Origin of the sequence: Candidatus Endolissoclinum faulkneri L2 (genome assembly GCF_000319385.1) — a bacterium.
GTDB lineage: Bacteria > Pseudomonadota > Alphaproteobacteria > Thalassobaculales > Thalassobaculaceae > Thalassobaculum > Thalassobaculum faulkneri.
On record NC_019566.1, the window covers coordinates 31,902 to 56,765 of the forward strand.

16 protein-coding genes are annotated in these 24,864 nt (G+C 33.3%); 11 read left to right on the forward strand and 5 right to left on the reverse strand.

Going from position 1 to position 24,864, the window contains the following annotated elements; genetic code table 11:
* Positions 1-32: 32 nt before the first annotated feature.
* The 3 genes from A1OE_RS00120 to proC all read right to left on the reverse strand — a co-directional run bounded on the left by A1OE_RS00120 (position 33) and on the right by proC (position 3,225).
* On the reverse strand, positions 33-650 hold the full coding sequence (locus tag A1OE_RS00120) for a 50S ribosomal protein L25/general stress protein Ctc (protein ID WP_044283162.1): 618 nt from the start codon (positions 648-650) through the stop codon (positions 33-35).
* Between the two features lie 121 nt (positions 651-771).
* On the reverse strand, positions 772-1,707 hold the full coding sequence (locus tag A1OE_RS00125; protein ID WP_044283313.1) for a ribose-phosphate pyrophosphokinase: 936 nt from the start codon (positions 1,705-1,707) through the stop codon (positions 772-774).
* Between the two features lie 678 nt (positions 1,708-2,385).
* Positions 2,386-3,225 carry a pyrroline-5-carboxylate reductase gene (gene proC / locus A1OE_RS00130; protein WP_015087746.1) on the reverse strand — a complete coding sequence of 280 codons (840 nt, stop codon included), beginning with the start codon at positions 3,223-3,225 and terminating at the stop codon, positions 2,386-2,388.
* Positions 3,226-4,145: 920 nt separating this feature from the next.
* Between proC and A1OE_RS00135 the strand changes: the two genes are divergently transcribed.
* The 3 genes from A1OE_RS00135 (at position 4,146) to A1OE_RS00145 (ending at position 8,198) form a co-directional block, all read left to right on the forward strand.
* A complete protein-coding gene (locus A1OE_RS00135; RefSeq protein WP_015087748.1) occupies positions 4,146-5,447 on the forward strand; it encodes a replication-associated recombination protein A in 1,302 nt (433 codons plus the stop codon).
* 624 nt (positions 5,448-6,071) lie between these two features.
* Positions 6,072-7,070: an RluA family pseudouridine synthase gene (locus A1OE_RS00140; RefSeq protein ID WP_044283163.1), complete on the forward strand. Its 999-nt coding sequence runs from the start codon at positions 6,072-6,074 to the stop codon at positions 7,068-7,070.
* Between the two features lie 381 nt (positions 7,071-7,451).
* On the forward strand, positions 7,452-8,198 hold the full coding sequence (locus tag A1OE_RS00145; protein ID WP_015087750.1) for a pyridoxine 5'-phosphate synthase: 747 nt from the start codon (positions 7,452-7,454) through the stop codon (positions 8,196-8,198).
* 883 nt (positions 8,199-9,081) lie between these two features.
* Here A1OE_RS00145 and A1OE_RS00150 read toward each other — a convergent pair.
* On the reverse strand, positions 9,082-9,714 hold the full coding sequence (locus tag A1OE_RS00150; protein WP_015087751.1) for a flavin reductase family protein: 633 nt from the start codon (positions 9,712-9,714) through the stop codon (positions 9,082-9,084).
* Between the two features lie 1,422 nt (positions 9,715-11,136).
* Here A1OE_RS00150 and yajC point away from each other — a divergent pair.
* From yajC to A1OE_RS00190, 8 genes are all read left to right on the forward strand, one after another.
* Positions 11,137-11,553 (forward strand): preprotein translocase subunit YajC, encoded by a 417-nt coding sequence (gene yajC, locus A1OE_RS00155; protein WP_044283164.1) that lies wholly within the window; start codon positions 11,137-11,139, stop codon positions 11,551-11,553.
* Positions 11,554-11,603: 50 nt separating this feature from the next.
* The gene (secD, locus tag A1OE_RS00160) at positions 11,604-13,145 is read left to right on the forward strand and encodes a protein translocase subunit SecD (RefSeq protein WP_015087753.1); all 1,542 of its coding nucleotides are present in this window, start codon (positions 11,604-11,606) and stop codon (positions 13,143-13,145) included.
* Between the two features lie 6 nt (positions 13,146-13,151).
* A complete protein-coding gene (gene secF / locus A1OE_RS00165; RefSeq protein WP_015087754.1) occupies positions 13,152-14,060 on the forward strand; it encodes a protein translocase subunit SecF in 909 nt (302 codons plus the stop codon).
* 28 nt (positions 14,061-14,088) lie between these two features.
* Entirely contained in the window at positions 14,089-14,493 is a 405-nt protein-coding gene (locus A1OE_RS00170; protein ID WP_044283165.1) for an Mth938-like domain-containing protein, read from the forward strand.
* Positions 14,494-14,701: 208 nt separating this feature from the next.
* Positions 14,702-15,853 (forward strand): 2'-deoxycytidine 5'-triphosphate deaminase, encoded by a 1,152-nt coding sequence (locus tag A1OE_RS00175; RefSeq protein WP_015087756.1) that lies wholly within the window; start codon positions 14,702-14,704, stop codon positions 15,851-15,853.
* 41 nt (positions 15,854-15,894) lie between these two features.
* Entirely contained in the window at positions 15,895-16,737 is an 843-nt protein-coding gene (locus A1OE_RS00180; protein ID WP_015087757.1) for a phytoene/squalene synthase family protein, read from the forward strand.
* A 680-nt stretch (positions 16,738-17,417) separates the two neighbouring features.
* Positions 17,418-19,823 carry an FtsK/SpoIIIE family DNA translocase gene (locus A1OE_RS00185; RefSeq protein ID WP_015087760.1) on the forward strand — a complete coding sequence of 802 codons (2,406 nt, stop codon included), beginning with the start codon at positions 17,418-17,420 and terminating at the stop codon, positions 19,821-19,823.
* 101 nt (positions 19,824-19,924) lie between these two features.
* Positions 19,925-20,560: a LolA family protein gene (locus A1OE_RS00190; RefSeq protein WP_015087761.1), complete on the forward strand. Its 636-nt coding sequence runs from the start codon at positions 19,925-19,927 to the stop codon at positions 20,558-20,560.
* A 1,279-nt stretch (positions 20,561-21,839) separates the two neighbouring features.
* Here A1OE_RS00190 and A1OE_RS00195 read toward each other — a convergent pair.
* Positions 21,840-23,147 carry a M16 family metallopeptidase gene (locus tag A1OE_RS00195; protein ID WP_015087764.1) on the reverse strand — a complete coding sequence of 436 codons (1,308 nt, stop codon included), beginning with the start codon at positions 23,145-23,147 and terminating at the stop codon, positions 21,840-21,842.
* Positions 23,148-24,864: the final 1,717 nt, after the last annotated feature.

Genomic DNA, 24,864 nt, shown 5'->3' on the forward strand with positions numbered 1-24,864 from the left:
TTCAAATTTTGATGTTACTAGGATATTCTAATTTAGAATTTTTCACTTTCTCCTTGAGATTCTTCTACATTAATATCAGTAAGTAAGATTGGTGGAACAATGGTCGCAATAGTAAAGTAGCGATCGTTAATCGTATGCTTTACATTATTGGGCAAAGAAATTGAAGAAACATATATAGATTCACCGAGTTTAGCATCACTTAAATCAATGGTAAGCTTATCTGGAATATTTTCTACTTGACAATAAACCTCAATTGAATGACGCATAACGTTTAAAACTCCACCACTTTTTACGCCTGGAGATATATTTTTATTGATAAATTCTATGGGAACTGCAACCGTTAGAACAGCAGAAGCTGAAACGCGTAAGAAATCTATATTCCATGGTAAATCGCTAACTGGATGTCTTTGCAGATCACGCGGCAAAACACGATAATTTTCTGTACCAACTTTTAAGAAAATCAAGCGTGAAAAAAAACCAGGCCTATTCAAAATTTTATCAAGTTCTCGCCGAAGCACTTGGACTGCAATTGGAGTTTTTTTTTCACCATAAATAATAGCCGGCACAAAACCTTGACGACGTGCTGCGCGAGCTGATCCTTTACCTAATCTTTCTCGTACGCTGGCATTTAAAATAGCAACTTTGCTCATTTGCTCTTCCTCTAGATAAAATAATGTATTTTCCAAATGAAGGAATCGTAAAGATTACGATTAAATCTCTAAAAAATTATTTATATAATGTCTTATAACATAAGCTGGTTAACGATTAAGTTCAGATAAATAGACTGGATACTGAGCGTTCTTCGCTAATACGATGGATCGCTTCACCAAGTAGTGGGGCAATTGTCAACTGCTGGATGTTGTGCGCTACTCGAATAGCTTCAGTGGCTTGTATAGAATCTGTGGTCAGAAGAGATTTTAGTGGTGATGATGTTACGCGCGCTATAGCATCACCAGACAGAACACCATGAGTAACGTACGCGTCAACGGAAATTGCACCTTCATCTATCAGCGCTTCAGCTGCTTTGCAAAGTGTACAACCGCTATCGACGATGTCATCAACCAGCAAACAACGGCGACTATTCACTTTTCCTATAATCTGCACCACCTCAGATACGCCAGCGCGATCGCGGCGCTTATCTATAATAGCAAGATCTGCATGGATTTGTTTAGCGATTGCGCGTGCACGTACTACACCGCCAATATCTGGAGATATGACGATTAAAGGATCATCCTTTTCGTAGCGTTTCTTAATTTTATCGATAAATACCGGAGCCGCGAATAAATTGTCTGTTGGGATATCAAAGAAGCCCTGTATTTGTCCAGCATGTAGGTCGATAGTTAGGATCCGATCAGAACCTGCTTTAGTAATAAGATTGGCAACTAGTTTAGCGGAGATCGGTGTGCGAGAACCAGACTTTCGATCTTGACGGGCATAACCGTAATAAGGAATCACTGAAGTGATACGGCGAGCTGAGCTACGGCGCAGAGCGTCTAAAGTAACTAACAATTCCATTAAGTTATCATTAGCTGGATAGCTAGTAGATTGTACTACAAAAACATCTTTACCGCGTATATTTTCTTGAATTTCAACAAAAACTTCCATATCGGAGAAGCGTAATATGTTGGCTTTAGTCAAAGGTAAATTTAAATAAACAGAAATTGCTTCAGCCAATGGTAGATTAGAGTTGCAGGATAATATTTTTATAGAAGATTTGGACATAAAATCACCCAAAAAAAATAATAAAAAGATAAAATCTAGCTAAAATAGTAGTATGTAATAATTTTTTATTATTTTAAATTAGAAATTTTAACACAATACTTTATTACTACTAAACTAGCTCTTAATTTATTTAAGATTATATTGGCTTTATTCATAATCTTTATTTTAAATATAATGCTGCTAATATTTACGAATTATGCTTACTATTAGTTTTTAGTCTGCTGTATCCAGGTATCCAAAATTTTCAAATGCTAGAGCTAAAATACCATTAATTCCCATATTGCTAAACATTCCTCAATTAACAAAAAAGTTTTTATTTAATATTTTAAAGTAAGCATAAATTTCTTTCACTTGTGAAGGTATAGTTATATGTTAGTTTAATTTAAATAGCTCAATATATCAGCGCTAATATAGAACTTAGCACTACCGGCATATTAAATTTTGTAATAAATAATATCCAGTGTAATGACTAATAGTTTGACTGCATGCATCAATAATTTAGATCTAATTTATTCCTATAATAGATTACCTTATTATTTGTCATTTTCCCCAAATAATACGATAGACAAAATCATTGCTAATCTTTCTTGCAGAAAATCAAATTTTCTTTTCGCAAAAAGAAGAATTTTTTGTTTGCTAAAATTTTTAATATAAAAAACTATACTAACAAGTAAGAGCTTTTGAACGTTCAGTAGCTGCAGCAAGAGCAGCATTAAATATTGGCTGAATACCAGTATGATCGTCCATTAGTACTTTTAACGCCTCTGCTGTCGTGCCGCCTTGACTAGTGACGTTAAGACGAAGTTGTGAAACTTCTTGAGATGGATATCGTGTTAATAGCTCACAAGAACCAATAACTGTCGTGCGTGCTAATTTCATAGCTACTTTTTCTGGTAAACCTGATTTTATACCAGCTTTTGCAAGGGTTTCGATTAACAAAAAGACATAGGCCGGTCCACCGCCTGACAGAGCAGTGACAGCATTAATCTGCTCTTCGTTATCAACTTCGATCGCTTCACCAATGGTTTCAAGTAATTGGTGAATGTGAATTTTTTGATCACCTACCACATTACAATTAGCAAAATAAGCTGTTATTCCATGCCCAACAGCAGAAGCAATATTTGGCATGGCACGCACAATCGGTACAGTATTGCCAAGCTTGTTTTCGAAATAACTAATAGTGCTACTGGCTGCTATGGAAAGAAAACAGGTTCCGAAATGACTAAACCTAGACACTGATACGATTGCTTTATTCATCATTTGTGGTTTCACAGCTATGACCACAATAATGGGGACAAGATGTTGAGGCATTGCTTCAACTTGATCATAAATTTTTACGCCATACTGCTGAGATATAGCCTTCGTATTCTGAATATTAGGATCAACAATATGAATACTGTCAGCTTCTAAACCATTTTCTAGCCAACCAATCACCAATGCTTTTCCTATTTTGCCACAGCCAATGAGCAATAATGGATTAAATATTTTATTTAGTGAATACATGGATGAAACTGTTATGTGACAAACTGAATATATATTGAGTAATAAATATATGAAGTATGAGTTTAATTTGATTAAAATTAATAAATTTGACTATCGACTCCTGTTTTATTATTATTTCATAAGATGCGTAATTTCTACGCTAAACTGTATAGATAGTTTAATTAATAAAATTATAAATTTAGTATCAAGATAAAACCTTACAGATAAAGAATTATAATTCTTTTATATCAGATTAACAATCCATTTTTTTTAGAATAAATTGCTGATTTATTCTTTTTTAAGAAAAGAGTCAATGATATTACAAATGAGAAAAATTTCTAAATCTTAATGTAATGTAGTCAAAAAAAATCCTCAGTTGATTTAACTCTGATTTTTGACAAAAAAACGATAGCGCCTGTGTTTCAATAAAAAAAAAGATCGTAAAATTATTTAAAGATGAATGTTAATATAAAGTATTGATTTAGGCTCAATAAATTATTTCTTGTATCATGCGGTTTTAATATTTCGAATGAACTAGTAGTTTCAATTATTGCTTAATACTTTAAGCAATAATGCTTTAATTATAATTAGTAGTTTAAGATGAGTTAGTTATTTATAGCTAAGACAATGATTTAATTGGAATAAGCTCATAAGCTTAATTAACTTCTACTATGGCGTTAAAGGTGTGATTTCAGATTGTGCATGAACAGAAGAAAGAAATTAGGAAAAAATTATTAACTGGTTTATAATGTAAAAATTATTATATTGAATATTGATGCCAATGATTTTTCCATAACATTGTGCATGTAGTCTTGTTTCAATAGATAATAATGAACAGCAATTTAGTCATCGCATAGCAGTAAGATTATTGCTAGTTAGCTGTAAGCCATAATTGCATTTTAAACTGATGGCTATTTTAACATTAAGATAAAATCTTCTTTATGGACCTCTTTAAAAATCAATTTATTTGTTCGCTTGCTGATCGATTGCGGCCAAAACAACTAGATGAAGTGGTTGGTCAGGATCATCTACTGGGTCAATCAGGTCTAATTAGCAGCATGTTAGCTAAAAGGCGGTTGGCATCAATGATTATGTGGGGGCCGCCAGGATGTGGAAAAACGACAATTGGTTTGTTACTTTCGAAAAAAGTTGGATTGGAATTTATGTCACTATCAGCTGTGTTTTCTGGTATTTCCGACATAAAGAAAGTGTTTGCGAAGTCTCGAGTATTGCATGCTGTTGGCAACAAAGGCATTTTACTATTTATTGATGAAATTCATCGCTTTAATAGAGTTCAGCAGGACTCTTTACTTCCCGTAATAGAAGATGGTAGAGTGATCCTAGTTGGGGCTACAACAGAAAACCCTAGTTTTGAACTTAGTGCATCGCTTCTTTCTCGTGTTCAAATTTTTGTACTTCGTCGACTTGATGACACAGCTTTAGATCTACTGCTCAGCCGTGCTATTGAAAAGGAGGGAAGGGAACTACCTGTAACTGAGGATGGTAAAGCTACTTTACGAGAGATCGCTGATGGTGATGGACGTTGTTTATTGAAGATGGCCGAGGAAGTATTTGATCTTTCTCCGAATCAACCCCTAGATTCCTCTGGAATTATATCAAGAATGCAATCTCATGCTGCAACTAATTATAAAAAAAATCGAGAAGAAAAGTACAATTTAATCAGCGCGTTGCATAAGTCAATGCGTGGATCAGATCCAGATGCGGCATTGTATTGGTTAGCACGTATGCTTAATAGCGGTAAGGATCCAACATATATTTTACGTAGACTTACTCGCTTCGCTGTGGAGGATGTCGGTATGGCTGATCCTACAGCTATTACCACTGCTATTGCTTGTTGGGAAGCGTATAAGCGACTTGGCTCTCCAGAAGGAGACTTAGTGATTAGTTATCTTGTTATACATCTTGCGACCGCAAATAAATCAAATGCTACGTATAAAGCTCACGAAGCTGCTAAGCATTTGGCAAAAAAAACACATTCGCTAATGCCTCCAAACCATCTTCTTAATTCACCTACCAGGTCAATGGAAAAATTATCGTATGGATTAGATTATTCTTATCATGATGAAATAGATAATTCCTTTTCTGGTCAAAATTTCTTTCCAGATAGAATGGTTCGCCAGCGTTTCTATAATCCCGTAAAAGTTGGCTTTGAGCTAGAGATTAGTAATAGACTAGCTTATTTTGATAGCCTGCGTTGCAAGCGTCGGAACGAGCGAACTTAAGACCATGTTAATTTAAACAAATAACTATAAAACTATTGCCTGACCTTAGAGGAGTTTTCCACAATAGGTTAATTAAGACTTGAATTTTAGCAGCGAGCAAAGCATTAGCGCAAGATAAGTTTACAAATAATGGTTGATCTTAAAATTGTTTAGCGCTTTTAGGGGAAATAGGTCTCTGTCAATGCTCTATTATATATTTAAGTTTTCTGATTAACTTTATAGATTAATTGTTTTTTCCGATTAATTAAAATTTAGTGTTTTGATTTCTTCAAATAAGTTAGCTATCCTCGTTAAATTTTTAATACTACATGATATTATTCCAGCACCAGTTATTCTTAAAGCGTTAAGTTATGTAAAATAAATATAAGATGATATTTTAGGTAATTACGGTAAAGTGTTATTGTATATTAACAAACAAGATAAGTAAAATTACTTGTGCTTATAATAACTAAAATAGATTATTCACTAGCAGTAAATAATCTATTTTAGTTATTATAACTTTATGTGTGATTGTCTATAACAATAAGCATTTTTTGGTAAGGAGTTTGGTATAATGTATGATCCCTTTTTACACCTTTGATAAATTTACTTTTTAAGTTAATCATCACAAAGCAAATTATTTTTATGAGTGGGTATGTAAAAAGTCGTATAGTAGCTATTGATGAAGTCGGTCAGCGATTAGATCATTGGTTTAATAAGCATTTCCCTGCTATTAGACATGGTCAAATTTCTAAACTATTACGTACAGGTCAAGTTCGTGTTGATGGTAAGCGCGTTAAAATAAACTGTCGTTTGATATTGGGCCAAACAATACGTGTACCACCATTATGTAATAATTTAATATACAAAAATAATTTTATTAAATCATATCAACAGGATACTAAAACTGGAAATAAACTAATTAAATCGATCTTGTATCGTGATAAAGAAATAATTGTAATCAATAAACCAGCCGGGCTTGCAGTACAGGGTGGCTCAGGACTAACTAAGCATGTAGATGGAGCACTTGATAGTCTTCGTTTCGAAGCAAGCGAAAGGCCACGGCTAGTTCATCGTTTAGATAAGCACACCTCAGGTGTGCTTATCTTGGCTCGTCAACAAAGCTCCGCTAGAAGATTAATCAATGCTTTTCGTGCTAAATCAGCGGTAAAAATTTATTTAGCCTTAGTGATCGGAGAACCCAAGCCTGCAATTGGTCAAATTAATTTACCTATTGCTAAAGTAGCAAACAAAGTGAGTGAGAAGATGATGGTAGATTACGAAAATGGAAAACACGCCCTTACTCGTTATTCTACTTTAGAAAAATTAAGTTGCCATATAACTCTTGTTGCTCTTTTTCCTGTCACAGGTCGTACCCATCAGCTTAGAGTGCATATGGCAGGCATAGGTACACCAATTCTTGGAGACAGTAAGTATGGAGGTGTAAAAGCTTTCTTGAAAGGTCAATTGGTGAGTAAAAATATGCATTTGCATGCCTGTGCTATTCGTATTCCAAGTTATAGCGGAGATGATTTAGAAGTAACTGCTCCTTTGAGAGATCATATGATTAAGTCTTTTCGCTTTTTTGGGGTAAAACCAGAGAGGTATGAATTACCATTCAGGTTTTTTGATCATATAAGTTAATTTTAGCAACATTGGGTAAAAATATTCTTACACTAATTAATTAATACAATTAGTTATTTTAATTAGTGTATGAAGGTGTTATTTATTTGACTTAATAGAAAATGACAACAAAGGATCGGACGTATTGTTGTGCTAGTAAATGAATAGATTTTGTTTATCTAGATTAGTAGAGACTGTGATCATTAATCAATGATCATCTGAGCGAATATTAAAACTAGGAATTTAATAATACCTTTGTTTTTTCTTTGGTAAAGGGCTGTATAAATTATTACAATTTAGATCGGTTACTTTGTAAAAAAACTTAAATTAGTGAATAACTAATTTAAGTTTTTTGTTCTTGATATAATTAACAAAATAAAAATTTATATTCGTGGAGCTAACATGATTGCACTTAGTGTTAACCTTAACAAGGTAGCTACCCTTCGTAATACTCGCACATATAATTACCCATCCGTAGTGCGTGCGGCTCGTACAGTTCTAGATGCGGGAGCCGCTGGGATTACTATCCATCCACGGCCTGATGCACGCCACATTCTTGAGGAAGATGTGCTAGATTTGGCTGAATTAATGAAAGAACCATCATACAGTAAAAGGGAGTTTAACATAGAGGGATATCCAGATGCGCGTTTTTTAGCTCTTGTTAAACGAATTAAACCAAATCAAGTCACTTTGGTACCTGATACGCCTAGTCAATTAACATCAGACCATGGTTGGAATTTACTAGATCAAAATAGCTTTCTCTTTCCTATAGTAGCTGAACTAAAAAGTATAGGCTGCCGGGTTTCACTATTTTCTGACGCTGAGCCAGATTTTATTGAGGAAATAGCTAAGATAGGTTCCGATCGGATCGAAATTTATACTGGTTATTATTTTAATACATTCGATACACCGCAAAATGCATTAGTTCTTAAGAAAATTGCCGATACTGCCAAAGCTGCACGTAATTTTGGTCTTGGTATTAATGCGGGACATGATTTAACACTAAAAAATTTGCCTACTTTAGTAAAGTCAATACCATGGATAGATGAAGTTTCTATAGGCCACCATTTTATTGGTGAAGCATTATGGATGGGTCTAGAAGAGGCTGTATGGGCTTACAATGCTAAACTTGTATTAAAAGGTACATAGTATAAATACATTAGCATTACGTTAAATAGGATATGAAATCAATTATTTATTTATTTAACAAGTATCATGAAATTTATTTTAATTTCTTGTCAATATCGCTTTAAGCCAATAGTTGTAAATTTAAAAGAATGCTTGAATTTGCACATGTTTTATTTACTTTAGATTAATTTGCTTTGTAGTTTAAATACACATGATTACTTAAAAAAGTAATAGTAAAATTACTACAATGACTAACTTTCCACTAACGAAATTACATTACTTCATACTGCTTTGTAGCAGTAATTAAATTTTATAAATTAAAATAATAAGTAATTTTTGTTACTAATTGTGACCATTACTAATTTAATCGACAACTGAAGGGATAGTGTTGATTTTTATCACTTTTCTAGAAAAAAGAATGCTGCAATCGAAAATAACAGTAAATGCTTTATTGCCTACATAAGCATCACAATGCTAATGGATAAATACAAACAGCAAATTAATTAATTTTAGTATTATATAATAACAAAGATAAATAATGTATAATGTAAAGATGATTATTGTTGTTCAATGTGCTGGTTTGTTTTTTTTGTTAGAGTGTAACAGTACATAGTAAATTTCCGCATATTATGAACTATATTTGTTTGCCGCACTAACTAAATTTTTTAAAATTAAAATCCTTAGTAGTTACATTTTAGATAGTGCTATGTTACTGAATATGGTTGTTAGTGAGAACTGAGGTCACCTTAATAACATTATATTTTAGGCATTGCCCAAACGAATGAGATTACATAACTAGCAATAAAAGTTTCTACTAGTGGTTGTGAGATTAAAGCTAATCAAGGTTAAAAAATTGTTATGGATAAATCATATATGTTTTTTTATTTTATCTAGCATTTCTCCTTTATTGACGAAGCATTTCAAATACTTCAGTAATTGTAGCATAGTCATAATAACCTAGCCGTGAAACTGGTTGCCATAAAGTTACATCTGCTTTGCCGTTGACGATTACCTTTTCGGAAACATGAATACCGACGACTGTACCAATTAGCGCGTAGTTTCTTTGTGCACTATCCCAACTTTCCAAGTCGATTGTTTGGCGATAGACGCATTCAAATGCGATCGGTGCTTTAGCAACCCAAAGCGGGTTTATAAGGTACGAAGCTGCACCCTCGATCCCGACCGATTCAAACTCGCTTTCGCCATGAGCCAAGGCAATAGAAGTAGCATTCATTTCTTCTTTAAGTGCATGGCCAACAATACTGAGTGTGAACTGACCTGTATCTTCTATATTGCGTTGGCTATCTTTTTTGCTGCCATCCGGTCGACTACCACTACCAAATATTATTTGGGGAGGATTTGAAGCCATAGCATTAAAAAAGCTGTATGGGGCAAGATTTGTACGATGATGATTGTCGATCGAACCAATCCACCCGATTGGTCGCGGGCTGCAAAAAGCTTTAAATGGATCTTGACTAAATCCATGTTCTTTGTGTTGTCCCGGTTCGTAAAAAATCATGTTTGTTTTTCCTAGCATAATCTATACTGCGTTTTTCTATTATTTAGCGCATGTTATTTGATAACATGAAAGTAAAAATAATTTATTAAACAATTTAGTTGATTACCACGAAGATAGCAGAAATCAGTTATAGCACGGAGTAGCTAATTGTCTATTGGAAAGGTAATTTATTGTTAGTTTACTGTTATCAAAAAAATTTTAATTTATTATTTATTGACGGCAGCACAATATAATCTTTATTTAATAAGCTAAATACTGTGCTATTCATTAGCAGAAATACTCGCCTTTTGAAGAAATCACGGCAAAATTATTTTTATTAAGTTGCTTATATATTGATTTTTTTATACATATTGGATGTGCTAAGCGCTACAATCAACTAATTAGAATTTATTAATGAAAACTAATATTCTTCGACAACATTATAGTTGACAACATTATAGTTTTATTTTACTAGCACTTATTTTAGATAGCTATGCTCGAATGCGCTTGTTTTAATCGTAGCTATTTCCTAATAAAAAAATCTTGACATTACGAATATTCTAGTTAATCAGTAAGATTATTTCTATTACGCATTCTATAATCTCAGGCTAGTCTAAAATCTATATTGACAATAATGTAAAATAGTTAACATCAACGAAGATGCTACTTTATAAAAGTAAATAAATCCTACTTATTCCTAATAATTTATTATAAAGGATAAAATATAATGCCAAAAAACACCTAGTTTACTACTAATAAACTTATTTTTACATGCATCTCATTGATAAAGTTACTAAAACATGACGAAACTAAACCAGGGAATTGACATCGATAATTAAAATTGATTAATACAATTAAATCACATAATATCTTACCGTAAATACATAACTAATAATCGTCTAAATATGTGCTATACGAAATGATTTTCAATTATAGCATCAATACTTTCGATTATATTTAAAACTTTATACTAACTAGTAGAGCTACTTTGTAGCCTTGCTAGGGTAAAATCATTTGGATACTTAATTTTTATAGTAAAATACAGATTTAAGTTTATGAATTTTAATAGTCTATTTCATGTGTGCTGTAAGGAAAAAACACTCACAGGTTTAATGCAAGCTTCCTAAGTATCAAGTTGTTGCTTTAAAAGTTAAATTTAGATTTAATCGCTGCAGGATATCAATATAAATGGGATGATTATTGTTAAGTCTAAAAAATAGTTAATTTGTTAATACAACACAAAAATATAATTTGTTAGTTAACCATAGTCTATGAATAATGAATATATATATTTCACAGAACAACTCATCATTAGGCGTATTTGTTACTGAGAATTAAATCGTTTCAAACTATTGCATCGTTATTTTTTTATGTCGCTACAACTTAATTTCAGCAATTTTATTCCCGTCTTGTTATGTGCTGGAATAGACGGGAAGAATGCAGTTTGAGGAGAATCTCTATATGCTTATCTCGATAGCTTACGCACATTCTTTCGATGGTAGTGTTTCATATGTTATCCAAATTCTACCTCTAATTGTTATTTTTGCGATATTTTATTTTTTATTGATTCGCCCGCAGCAAAAACGTATTAAACAGCACAAGGAAATGGTTGAAAATGTGCATCGCGGAGATCAGGTGGTTAGCAATGGTGGTCTTATTGGTATAATTACTAAGGTTCATGTTAAAAGCGATATGCTAACCGTCGAAATTGCCCATGGTGTGCGTGTACAGATTTTACGTTCAATGCTTGCAGAAGTGCGAGGAAAAAATAATTTAGCGAATAGCCATACTGACAAAGATGCAATTAATGCTAAAGCTACAGCAAAAGTAAATGAAGCTGATGTACTTCCACCGATGATTGATGGAAATAAAATTTAATAATTTGCCTGATGTCATACATCATTAAAAGATTATTGTAGAATTTTCCCATGATGCAGTTCAAAACTTGGAATGCGATCATTAATATATTTGTTTGTCTGATTGGAATTGTTTACGCAATTCCTAACGTTTTAGATAAAACAATTGCTGATGAGTGGCCGATAGGTTTTCCAGGCAAGCAGATTAGTCTTGGACTTGATCTTCGAGGGGGAGCACACTTACTACTGGAAGTTGATGCTAATGTTCTCATTCAAGAGCGATTAGAATCTGTCCTGGGATCTGTTCGTAAAGCTTTGCGTGAAGCAAAAGTTGGTTATGTTGGTTTGGGAATACGTGGTGATGTTGTTAGTTTTACTTTGCTTAGTCAGATAGATAAAACAATTGTGGAAAAAATTGTGAGTAGTTTCGGTAGTGAATTGGTAATCGATAGGAATAGTAATATCATTTTATTATCGATACAGGAGAAAGCAATTCGCCAAATTAAGACTAACGCGACTCAGAATGCCATTGAAATTTTACGTCGTCGAATAGATGAAACAGGCACGCGCGAGCCTTTGATTCAGCGTCAGGGTGTTAATAGAATACTTATTCAAGTGCCTGGTATAAATGATCCACAAAGAATCAAGAACTTAATCGGTAAGACAGCTAAGCTAACTTTTCATTTAGTTACTAACGCCCCTGAAATTAATCAGCAATTTTCAAATGTGCTTACTCTTCCAATGTTAGAAGGCGGTAGTATCTCAATAGATCGTCGATCTTTGGTTAGCGGTGAAAATTTATTAGATGCTCGGACTTCTTTTGATGAAAATCATCAATCGGCTGTTACTATACGTTTTGATACTCTTGGTAGTTATAATTTTGCTCGGGCGACGACAGAAAATGTAGGAAAGTCATTTGCTATAGTACTAGATCGGAAAGTGATCTCCGCACCTGTGATACGCGAGCCGATTCTTGGTGGTTCTGCCCAAATCAGTGGTCGTTTTACAGTTCAGGAAGCAAATGATCTTGCGCTATTATTACGCTCGGGCGCGTTGCCTGCACCACTGAAAGTACTAGAAGAGCGCTCAATTGGACCTGGGTTGGGTAAGGATTCAGTTAATGCAGGTTGTATGGCCGCTGTAATTAGTTTAATTTTAATTATCAGTTTTATGATAGCTTTTTATGGTTTATTTGGATTATTTGCCAATGCTGCCCTATTTGTTAATATTATTTTAATCTTAGGTGCGTTGTCAGCTTTACAAGCTACTCTAACGCTGCCTGGTATAGTAGGTATCGTGCTGACTATTGGCATGGCAGTGGATGCTAATGTGCTTATTTTTGAACGAATGCGCGATGAATACAAAGCTGGTCGGCAACTGCTCCAAGCTTTGGATGCTGGCTACAGGCGTGCTTTAAAAACCATTGTAGACAGCAATGTAACAACTTTGTTGGCTGCTTTGTTTCTCTTTGTACTTGGATCAGGTACAATAAGAGGATTCGCCGTGACTTTAACTATCGGTATCGTTACATCGATGTTTACAGCTATTATGATTACCCGAATGTTTGTTGTTTGTTGGCTGCGATATTATAAGCCTACTAGGTTACCTATTTGACTGTAAATGAAATTACTTCATCTCGTCCCTCCGAACTCCAATATTCCATTTATTAAATACCATTTAATTACTTTTTTATTTTCGGCTTTGATGCTAATTGGCTCAATTTTTGCTATATTTAGCATTGGGCTGAGTTTTGGCATCGACTTCAAGGGTGGAGTGGTAATCGAAGTACAAACTAACGCTTCAACCGATATCGCTCGGCTTCGTTCAGACTTGAATAAACTTGGATTAGGTGAAGTTATTTTGCAGGAGTTCAGCGAAGACAGCGCGATATTAATTCGCGTGGGTTGTCAAGAAAACGATCAAAATAAACAGATAAATATTATCAAAGAAATACGTCAGGTTATTCCATCTAATATTAAATTTCGACGAACTGAGTTTGTGGGTCCAACTGTCGGTAAAGAGATGATTAATGCTGCTGTATTGGCGATAGTTTTGGCTTTGTTATCAATCATGATTTATATATGGTTTTGCTTTGAATGGCAATTCGGTCTATGCGCTATTTTGGCATTGATTCATGATATAATTTTGACTATAGGTCTGTTTTCTTTGATTGAACACGAATTTAATACAGCAACTGTTGCAGCATTATTGGCGATAGCTGGTTCCTCTGTCAATGATACTGTAGTGATTTATGACCGAGTCCGAGAAAATCTACAGCGATATAAAAATATGTTATTAACTAAATTGCTAGAATTATCTATTAATGAAACATTATCACGAACTACTATAACTTCACTTACTACATTATTAGCACTGGCAGGGGTGTATTTTTTTGGAGGTGCTGGATTAACAGATTTCGCGCTTGCAATGATTTGGGGGATATTGGTTGGTACTTATTCATCCATCTTCATAGCTGTGCCACTACTTTTATACACTGGTGTGCGGGATAAAAGAATACTCACTAGCTAGATACTTGAAAGTAAAAAGAAAGAAGACAATGGTTAATGTCACTCCTATGCTAACTGATAACATGCAAGTTATTCAATGCTATGATAAAAGTAGGTTTACTATTAAAGACATTAATTATACTGGCCCTATTCTAGTAGATCAGGAGAATATTCGGCACTGGGATATAGAGAGTAATGTTTTATGGTCAAAGTTTGATCTTTTAACTTTAGAACCAATTTTTGAGGCTAAACAGAAATATGACATTCTTCTCATCGGTAGTGGCAGTAGGCAGATTTTTTTTCCACCTTCTCTGCGCTTGCGCATTCGAGAGCAAGGTCCTGTTGTCGAAGTTATGAGCACTGCAGCGGCTTGTCGTACTTTTTCATTATTACTGGCCGAAGGGCGACGGGTAGCAGCAGCTTTGTTGCCGATTGGTTGGTTGATAGAGGCTTAACCATTTAAATTCATTGCTATTTTATTTATGGCTAGATTATTTTTAATTCACTGACCAATTTATTCAACTCAATAATCAGCTATTATTCTCTAGAATAATAATTACAATTTTGGAAAATTATCCTTTTGCAGTCTTTCTTGTGTATATTACTTTCATATGACCTTAGTGAATCATCATTTCACCCAACACATTTTACGCGCTAGGAAAATTGACCAAGTATCATTATAACACTCACTCCTATTGGAACAACTCAATAAGCGGTATTATGCCATATCAGGAGATAAAGCGAATGATTGAAGAAGGTCAAATCAGGTGTGCTACCGCTGTTGATTCTTCGCAAATTCAGCCAGCTAGCTTAGATTTGCGTCTTGGTAGATTAGCCTATCAAATGCGTGCAAGCTTTTTGCCTGGTTTAAGCAGTGCGGTTATGGATAAGATCGATCAACTAGACGGAGATCTAGTATTGGATTTACTTAATGGCGCCTTACTAGAACGTGGTTGTGTGTATATTATTGAAATATTAGAAACTCTTAATTTGCCACATGATGTCGAAGCGTTAGCTAATACGAAAAGCTCGATTGGCCGCCTTGACATATTGACACGCTTGATTACTGATGGATGTACAGCTTTTGATCGGATTGATAAAGGCTATAAAGGTAGACTATTTCTGGAGATAGTATCATTATCATTCAATGTAGTTGTTAGTTATAGATCTAGCTTAAATCAGCTACGTTTTCAACGTGGCGAAAGTAAGATTTCTTCTAAGGAGATGCGCAAACGCCACGCTCTTGGTCATTTTGCCAAGGTTGCTGATGGTGATATACTAATATCGCCGCGCGGTACGCTATTACCATGCTCGATCGACTTGCAAGGATCAGGAAAAGGAACGATAGTAGGATATAAAGCTAAAAAAAATACGTGTAAAATTGATATCGAGCGTAAATACACTTATCCCGTTAGTGAATTTTGGGAGCAGCTTTATTGGGATCATGGGCAATTGATATTGGAAAAGGATGAGTTTTATATTCTCGGTACGCGTGAAGAATTAGCTGTACCACCTGATCTAGCTGCTGAAATGCTTCCTTTCAACAATCAATCTGGAGAGTTTCGAGTGCATTACGCTGGCTTTTTTGATCCTGGTTTTGGTTGGGTTAATGGTCAAGCTCAAGGAAGTCGAGCTGTACTTGAGGTGCGATCTTATGGTGCTCCTTTTGTCTTAGAGCATGGACAAATCGTTGGCTGGTTACATTATCTTCGTATTGCTAGCGGTCAAACTGACATTATTTATGGTGCAGCAGTAAACTCTAATTATCAAGGTCAAAAAATAGCTCTTGCTAGGCATTTTGTCATCGATACTTAATATTAAGTTGATTTAGTAGATTAAAAATTGACGATTTTATCATGAGAGATATTACAGAATGTGCAAGAATTGTGCGACGCTATGATCGCGAGCGATATCTTGTATCTCTTTTCGCACAACCGGAGATGTGTGAAGATTTATTTACTGTACTCGCTGTTAATCATGAGATCACTAAAATTGTTGATGTAGTAAGCGATCCATTAATTGGCTTTGTTCGTCTGCAGTGGTGGCAAGAATCATTTGATGCAATTGAATTAGGCACTCCTAGTTCTTATGAGGTAGTTTTGTCATTAGCTAGACTAGCTGAACGCCATCCGGCAGTTTTGGACGATTTGCGTAGAGTTGTCAATGCGCATGAAGCAGATTTCTCAGATAGATTATTGCCAGATTTAGAATCACTTGAAAATTATGCTGCTATGACGGAAGGATTGATAACTAACTCTATGGCGCATATTCTTGGTGCGCAATTGAAAAATTCCAGAGAGCTTGGCACGGCTTGGTCACTTATTAATTTAGTGCGCACGCTGCCAGTAATAAATAAAAGAAGAAAATTCATGATACCAGAGTCGATCCTTGATAAAAGCGGCATTAAAGCATCTAGCTTAATAGATCATCCTTTTTCATTCAATTTTATTTCGCTATGTAAGCCAATCATTGAACTTAGTAGAATTCGTTTGGATGCCGCTTTGTCAGGTTCTGCACTAATGCAGAAATCAGCCCATGTAATGTGGCTGTTGGCGGCACGAACAGATGATATATCGCGCAACATTGAAAGTGCCTACTATAATCCGCGAAGTTTCCCTATCGCCGAGATTCCTACAGGCCTTATTTGGCGCCATGTCATGAGATCAGTTTGGTTTTGTTTGCGTTCACAGTTTCAATAATCGATATATAAGCGCTACGCTCGCATATTTTGTAATATGTGCAAAAATTATCCAAATTGTTATGTTATAGTAACTTAGCAGATTTACTATTATGTAATATTATGTAGTTTAAATGTAGATTATAAATTTTAGTAGATTATGATTAACTTCGATTTTGTATATAAATTATCCTTGGCACAATACTCAAAAAGCAAAGATTTTTTATTATTCGTACTTGAATAACTATACTACAGAGATTAATATTTTTATGTTCTAACATGACCGTTTGTATGTGCTTTTCTACAATATACCATATATTTAAAGTTTGATTATTTGTTAATTTTATATTAGAAATTATATTAATTAATATAAAATTAACTGAGAAATAAGTAATTATTTTTTATTTATTTTTCGTTAATATTAATCTTCGAAATATTTTAATAACAAGCTTAGTGCTGCAGATTAGTTTTTTTGATTTCTAGGTAGATTGATCTTACAGTAATAATATTGCTGTATTTAAATCAGATTAAAATTGTTAGTCATAAATTTTGTATTTTTGTATTTATAAAATATACTACTGAATATTTTTCTATCTTCACCAGTAGCTTTTAATATTTTTTTATACTTAATTATCAACAGCTTATTTTTATATACATTTTCCTTAATATATGTATAATAACCTTAAGGGAGGGTTATAATGCATGGCACGCGCGTCTTGCAGCCATCAGAAAAGCACGATTTTGCGTGTTAAGTTAGTCAGGTACTTGCGACGACGTGGAGAAGAAGCGTGCGGTTTGACGTTGATTGTAGTTGCTGGGATATTGGCAATTATTATAGGAGGATATAATAATGCTAGTTCATTACTCAACAACAATAATCGAAATAATAAGATTTATCAGCATTTTGATTATGCCAGTGCCTTGATTGCAGATCTTCTGCTTCAGTCGTTAGGGGTAGCGAGTGCTGGCCTTATAATTATCCCCTTAATCTGGGGTTGTCGCATCTTTCAGCACAAGCAGATTAGCAGTTACATTCTGCGTATTGTTTTCCTATTTTTATCCATACTTTTTACTGCTGCAGCCTGTGCTGCAATCACTCCGCCCAAGGCTTGGTTACTGCACTATGGATTAGGTGGAAGATTAGGGCTAATTGTTTTGTCATCTTCTATAGTATTAATTAGCTATTTTACACCAATTGACGAATTGTTACCTATTGTTGTTGTGTACAGTTTGTTGGCTTTATTTTTTGGCATTTCTTCGATTGGTATAAACTTTTTAAAAGCTAAACGTAGAATAATCTATTTGTTTAGCTATACCTTTCTTACTATTTTTAGAGCAATAACTAGGAGAAAAAATACTGACCCATGCTTAGAGATACATCATAAGAAGCGGTTTACAAGTAAAGTAGATGATTATCTTAACAAAGATAATGGTTCCTTCTGCAAAGAAGAAAGAGGAGAGTTTGAGTTACCACGTAGGATGGATCATATTTCTAAATCTAACCATAAATACTTTCCTCGATTTAAAAAAATGTTAAATATTTTTAGTATTTATAAGCTAAAACAACGCCAATTTTCTGGCAATATACATAAAGAAAATGTCTCTCCTCAGACAAGCTTGTTAAATGATAGATCAAAATTTATCAAAAAAGAAGAAGAGAATAGTCTAACAAATAGTATACGCTTGCTAGAGTCTGTGTTGAGTGATTTCGGTATAAAAGGTACTATTAGTAAAGTGCGCTATGGACCATTTGTCAATCTATACGAATTCGAGCCTGCTCCTGGTACAAAGCTATCACGTGTTATAAGACTATCTGATGATATTGCTCGCTATATGAGCGCGGTTTCAGTTCGCGTTGCTGTAATCACAGGCCGCAATGTGATCGGCATTGAAATACCAAATCCTCAACGTAAAACTGTATATTTTCGCGATGTTATAGAATCCAGTGCTATGAAGTCCTCGGCACACAAGTTAGCTATTGCACTTGGTAAGGATATAGGAGGCGCACCAATCGTAGTTGATCTTGCTAGTATGCCACATCTTTTGATTGCTGGGACTACTGGATCAGGAAAATCTATGGCAATTCGTACAATGATATTGTCATTACTTTACCGTTTATCTCCTGAGCGTTGTCGTTTGATCATGATTGATCCAAAAATGCTAGAATTATTAGTCTATGACGGCATACCTCATCTTTTATCACCGGTGGTTACGGAGTCTAATAAAGCGATTGTCGCATTAAAATGGACCATTCGAGAAATGGAAAATCGCTATGTCATTATGTCCAAGCTTGGTGTAAGGAATATCGAAGGTTATAATGCCTTAATTGCTGATGCGATAAAAAAAGATTACTCATTAAAGCCTTCGTCACAAGCAAGATTGGTGATAGATAGAAATAATCCATTATTTGAGAAAGAAATCTCCGATTTAGTAGCGCTTCCGTATATTGTTGTAGTCATTGACGAAGTTGCCGATTTAATGATGATTGCTGGTAAAGCAATTGAGGGTGCTGTTCAGCGTCTTGCTCAGATGGCGCGTGCTGCTGGTATTCACGTTATTATGGCAACCCAGCGCCCATCGGTTGATGTCATTACTGGTATTATAAAGGCTAATTTTCCTGCTCGTATTTCATTTCGTGTTGCTTCAAAAATTGATAGCCGCACCATTTTAGGTGAATCTGGTGCTGAACAGCTTTTGGGAATGGGTGATATGCTTTATATGTCATGTGGAGGACGAATTACTCGAGTGCATAGTCCATTTTGTTCCGATAAAGAAGTAAAAGATATAGTCCGTCAAATAAAACGCAATGTTGGCAGTCCTAAATACGAAAAAACTATTATCAACGAATATAATTTATTATCGAATGGATCAGAATTATTTGAAGATAGAGAAGCTAATTGTTCTTTGGAAGATAAATTGTACAGTCAGGCTGTTGATATTGTTTTACGCGATGGCAAAGTATCCAATAGCTTAATACAACGCCAGCTAAACATTGGGTACCGACGAGCCACTGCGCTTATCAAATGCATGGAGTATAAAGGAGTAGTCAGCGAAGCTAATCATGTAGGCAAGCGTCAGGTCTTAGTTGATAAATCCTTACTTTATTAACAATTAAAGATATTGACAGTATATGTTCTATCTTGAAATGGTAATTTTATTATGATTATTCTTATTTATTATCTGCTTGACATAAAAATTATTTAATTTTTATGTCAAGCAGATTTTATTGTTTTTTTGCTATTTTTTTTATTGTAGTTACAGGAAATCCTATTTCTGCTTTTGGCCATGTATTGAAGGTCATACAAAAGGATGATATTCAGCGTATTGAAGATTATTTCAATCAAATTATTACTATACACTCAGATTTTTTACAGATTAATTCTGCTGGTTTAATTTCTCGTGGCGTGATGTGGATTGAGCGGCCAGGTAAAATGCGTTTTGAATATGCTCCGCCATCTTCAGTTTTGCTTACCTCTGACGGTATTTGGTTAACTTATCAAGATAATGAGCTAAAACAAACCACTCAGATTCCGTTAATAAGTTCACCATTTTCTGTGTTACTTTCTAAATATATTAGCTTTACGGACGATTTGGTGGTACAAACCTTGAACAAAAGTTGTGAAATGTTGCTTGTACAACTTTATCAACGTGACGATCCGACTCAAGGTAAGATAATACTTGCTTTCCAAGATAATCCGTTATCATTAACGCAATGGAGTATAATTGATAATAACGGCTCAGAAGTTAAAGTGGTTTTGCTTAATCCCGTCTTTGATCTAAAATTTCCTTCTAAGCTTTGGCGTCCGAAAGACTTTGGTCAAAAATTTGGTGCGCTAGAACGCTAGCAAATAAACTTATTATTGTACGATAATGATGTATTGACAATTATTATTTTTTTAATTTTTTATTTAATATTTTGAAAGATTAATGAATGTTAAATGTTAATTTTAAGCATAGTATTACTCCATTATATCTGAATATAGTTCAAGGCCGAACGATAAAACAACGCAGTAAAATTATTTTTAGTTTACTTTATTAAATAAAATTGGTCTAAATGAAACTCATTGCATTATTTTTTGTAGTTTAATCAAGTGTTGTATAAACTAACTAGATCATTAGAATTAATTTTAAAAATTCATTAAAATAATATTCATAGTATTTCATATGTTTTCGTATCATCAAATTAACTTAAAAAATAGTATTTGTTGTTTAATTTTAACAAATTATAACGAAATTATTTTTAACATTAGTGGTGTATACTTAGTATTTTTAATACATAGCACATTAGCTAAGTTAAAATAATTAATCTTATAATAAAGAAATTATTTTGCTATTTTCATCGACTTATTTACCGATATAAAATCGGTATGGGAGTATATTATTTTGTAGCAGTTATTTCCTTAAAAGGTATCAACTACAATAGATATGAATAATTATATCTAAATAGCTATATAATAGCTTGAGTAAAATTTATACAATTTGATTTAGGATATAAGGTGTAAAGTTCTATAGTATTAGCACTGAATTAATACAACAAACATAGCGTACTATGCGATAAAATCCTCAGAAATCATCAATTCAACCTTTAGCTGATATTTTGTCTGAAGTCTTTTTGTAAGATTTTACAAATAAGAATAATTACATAATATAAACGATTAATTATTAGTCGATTAGCGATATATTATTTTACTATTTTGATTTTTGAAGAAATATTTTTCTATTAGTAATTTTTATCTATCCTAGCCAAGAGAATACTAGCGTTATAATATTCTCTTGGCTAGGATAGATAAAAATTAAGAAAAAAGATTTGAAAACTGTTAATAAATAATATTATTCTCTATAGAGAACTTACCTTTTAGTCGGAAAGAAATATTAAACTATATTTACTACAATTGTCGAATTGCTGAAGACATCTAAAGTTATATTAGATAGTATTGTTCATTCAGTTGCCAAACAACTGAATAATTTATCGTTAATACAATATCACTACTTAAAAAGTCAATCTACTAGATATTTTAGATTAATTTATATAAAAATATTTAATGTATTAAACAGCAAAATTAATCATCCTTCTACTGATTACACTAGTTTAAATTAATAATAAAAATATGTCAGAAATAAAAACTAACTCAGTCGAGCACAAATCTTATCGTAATCTTCAAGTGTTTTTGTAAAACCAATTGAAGTAAGGGTTGGGGGATTTTTAAGCAATCTTCCTACCATTCGACGTATTGAAGATTGATCTACCGCCTCAACGTTATCAATAATTTTTGTTAAATTAGGAACTTTACCATGTATAATAAAATGATTTGCCAAATGCTCACTACGTGAGCTAGTACTTTCTCGGCTCATTAGCAATGATGACTTAATCTGAACCTTAGCCCTAGCAAGCTCGCTTTCATTTAAAGTATCTGGAATTAACATAAGCTGCTCACAAACAATTGGAATTGCATCAACCACTTCTTTAACACCGGTGCCTAGATAGACACCAAATAAACCATCGTCTAAATACGCAGAAGTAAAAGAATAAATAGAATAGGCAAGACCTCTTTTCTCTCGTACTTCTTGAAACAAACGAGAAGACATACCACCGCCGTAAATTACTGATAAAACTTGAATAGTATAAAAATCTGGATCAAAAAAAGAAGTTCCTCTAAATCCAAGGATAATGTGAAGCTGCTCTAATTCACGTTCGACTCTTATTTCGCCGCCAACATAATGGCAAAAGTCCACTTCTTTCATAGTGCCTTTCGGCAAGGTATTAAAGCGCTTGGCTACTATATTAACCAATTGTTCATGATCTACTAGACCGGCTACTGCTAAAACACAAGATTCCGCCTGATACATCCGCGTTATATAATTTACTAGAGACTGGCGTTCTATTGAACGTACTACTTCTACATTACCAAGTACAGAACGTCCCAAAGTTTGATTAGGGAATGCTGCTGCCTGAAAATAATCGAAAATAACATCGTCAGGCGTATCGTTAATCTGAGCTATTTCCCGTACGATAACTGATCGCTCGCAGTCAAGCTCTGATGTGTCAAAAACAGAATTTTGTACTATATCAGCCAATAGCTCGATCGCTAACGGCAAATCATCGGATAGCACTTTTGCATAGTAAGCAGTTTGTTCGCGCGCAGTATAAGCGTTCATATGACCGCCTACATTTTCAATCTCACGCGCAATAGTAATCGCATCGCGCTTGACTGTACCCTTAAATAACATATGCTCAATCAAATGAGCTAAGCCATTTTCAGATAATTTTTCATGACGCGTCCCTACACCAATCCATAAACCGACAGACGCAGTATCTACGGATACCATAGCATCACTAGCTACAGTCAGCTTGTTATCAAGTGTAGTTAGATGAATGTTAGATAACGAAAGTTTTTTCAAATTGCTATCCTTCTCACCACTCAATTGACACATCAAGGCACAAGATCCAACCAAGATTTTAAATGCACTAATTATACGATGTAATTATCATTACAAGTGGCATACGATTAATATCACGCTTGGTTTAATAAGTAAATATATTCACCTATCTTTTAGCCTATTCATCAAACTTATCGCACATATACAAGTGAAAAATAACTAATTTACATCAAAGCGTACAATTCACATGATATTTCATTATACAAATTCAAAATACCGAATACATTTACGAAGAGCTTATAACTTTGTAAGTAAATATTAGAGAAATTATGCAAATTAACATCTTCTTTAAATTGATTATCAAACATATAAAATAAGAATTATAGTATTGGATAATTAGAAAGAAGAATTAATTTTTCTAACGGATATATCACAATCAACTTAATCAATTAATCATTGCATTAAACTAACGAGTGTCTTAAAGCTATTAGAATACCCGTTATACTAGATTAAATATAAAAGTTTACACATCACACAAATTTTTAATTAGATAAGAGAATATACTGCGAACAATAAATGCAGAATACATTCTCGTATGAGGATGTATTCTGCATAGAACTACGTTTTGTTAGCATAATATCTTATAGAAAAGAAGAACAGAATATAGTTCAATCAATCAAAATTATCACATAATAATTTAGAGTATTTATAGTTAATACCTGCTGTTATACTAGTTAATTAAATTAATGAATCACAAAATGTAAATTAGTATTAGTATATACAAAATATACTGTAGCATTAATGGTTATTAGCATCGATTGCTACAATACCGCCCCTCAGTTAATTGTTTAAGTCAAGAATCAATAATAAATTTATCATTTAACAATTAACACTAAACGCAATAAGTTTAACTTAATTAAAGAGAAAATCAATAATCTTTACTATATAATATTTGCAAGTTTGCAATAAATGATCAAAAAAATCTATCATATGCACAATCCTATTTATGCTAGCACATAAAAAACAAATCATTATGCGATAAACAGCTGTTCAAAACAATTATGACTACTTAAGTGCAATCAAATGTCAGATATGTTAATTGTATCTACACAACAATTAACATATCTGACATAATTGTTACATTTAATTAAAATATACTATAATATTCTACAATAAATCTTCTTTATATTTATAAACAAAAGCATAAACAATAAACAAGCAATAAATGCTGCTATTAAGCAGCATTTATTATTAATTCCTGTTTTAATGAAAAACCTAACAACATTACACATAGTATTTAACTATGTGCTAGTAAAGTAGCAAATATCAGTTACATCGTAATAATAGATAATAAAAAAGAAGTACTTTATCATATTAATAATAAAAGTAGTATGTAATAATAAAAAAATTTTATTGGCTCAAGTAAACAGTTAAAATACATCGTCTGCGTAATAAAGATTATTAAATTACATTCTGCGACCTAACGCCTTAGGAAAAAAGATAAAAAGCAATTGCGCGAAAGTTAATTACCAGAAAATACATTAAAAAAACTATATCTGTCAGTTGTTCCAACAGATCGAACACCATTGTTTAATAAACAAATCACAGACTTAATGTTGATTTTCACTGTTATATATAATCGACCTTTTATCGATTACCATCGAAAATTCTTACATGTGTATTTTCGTATATGATATCAATTGATGATTGTTATCTATGTTGATCTATTGAATAATTTGTTTTTTTTGATATATACATATAGTTATGTTAT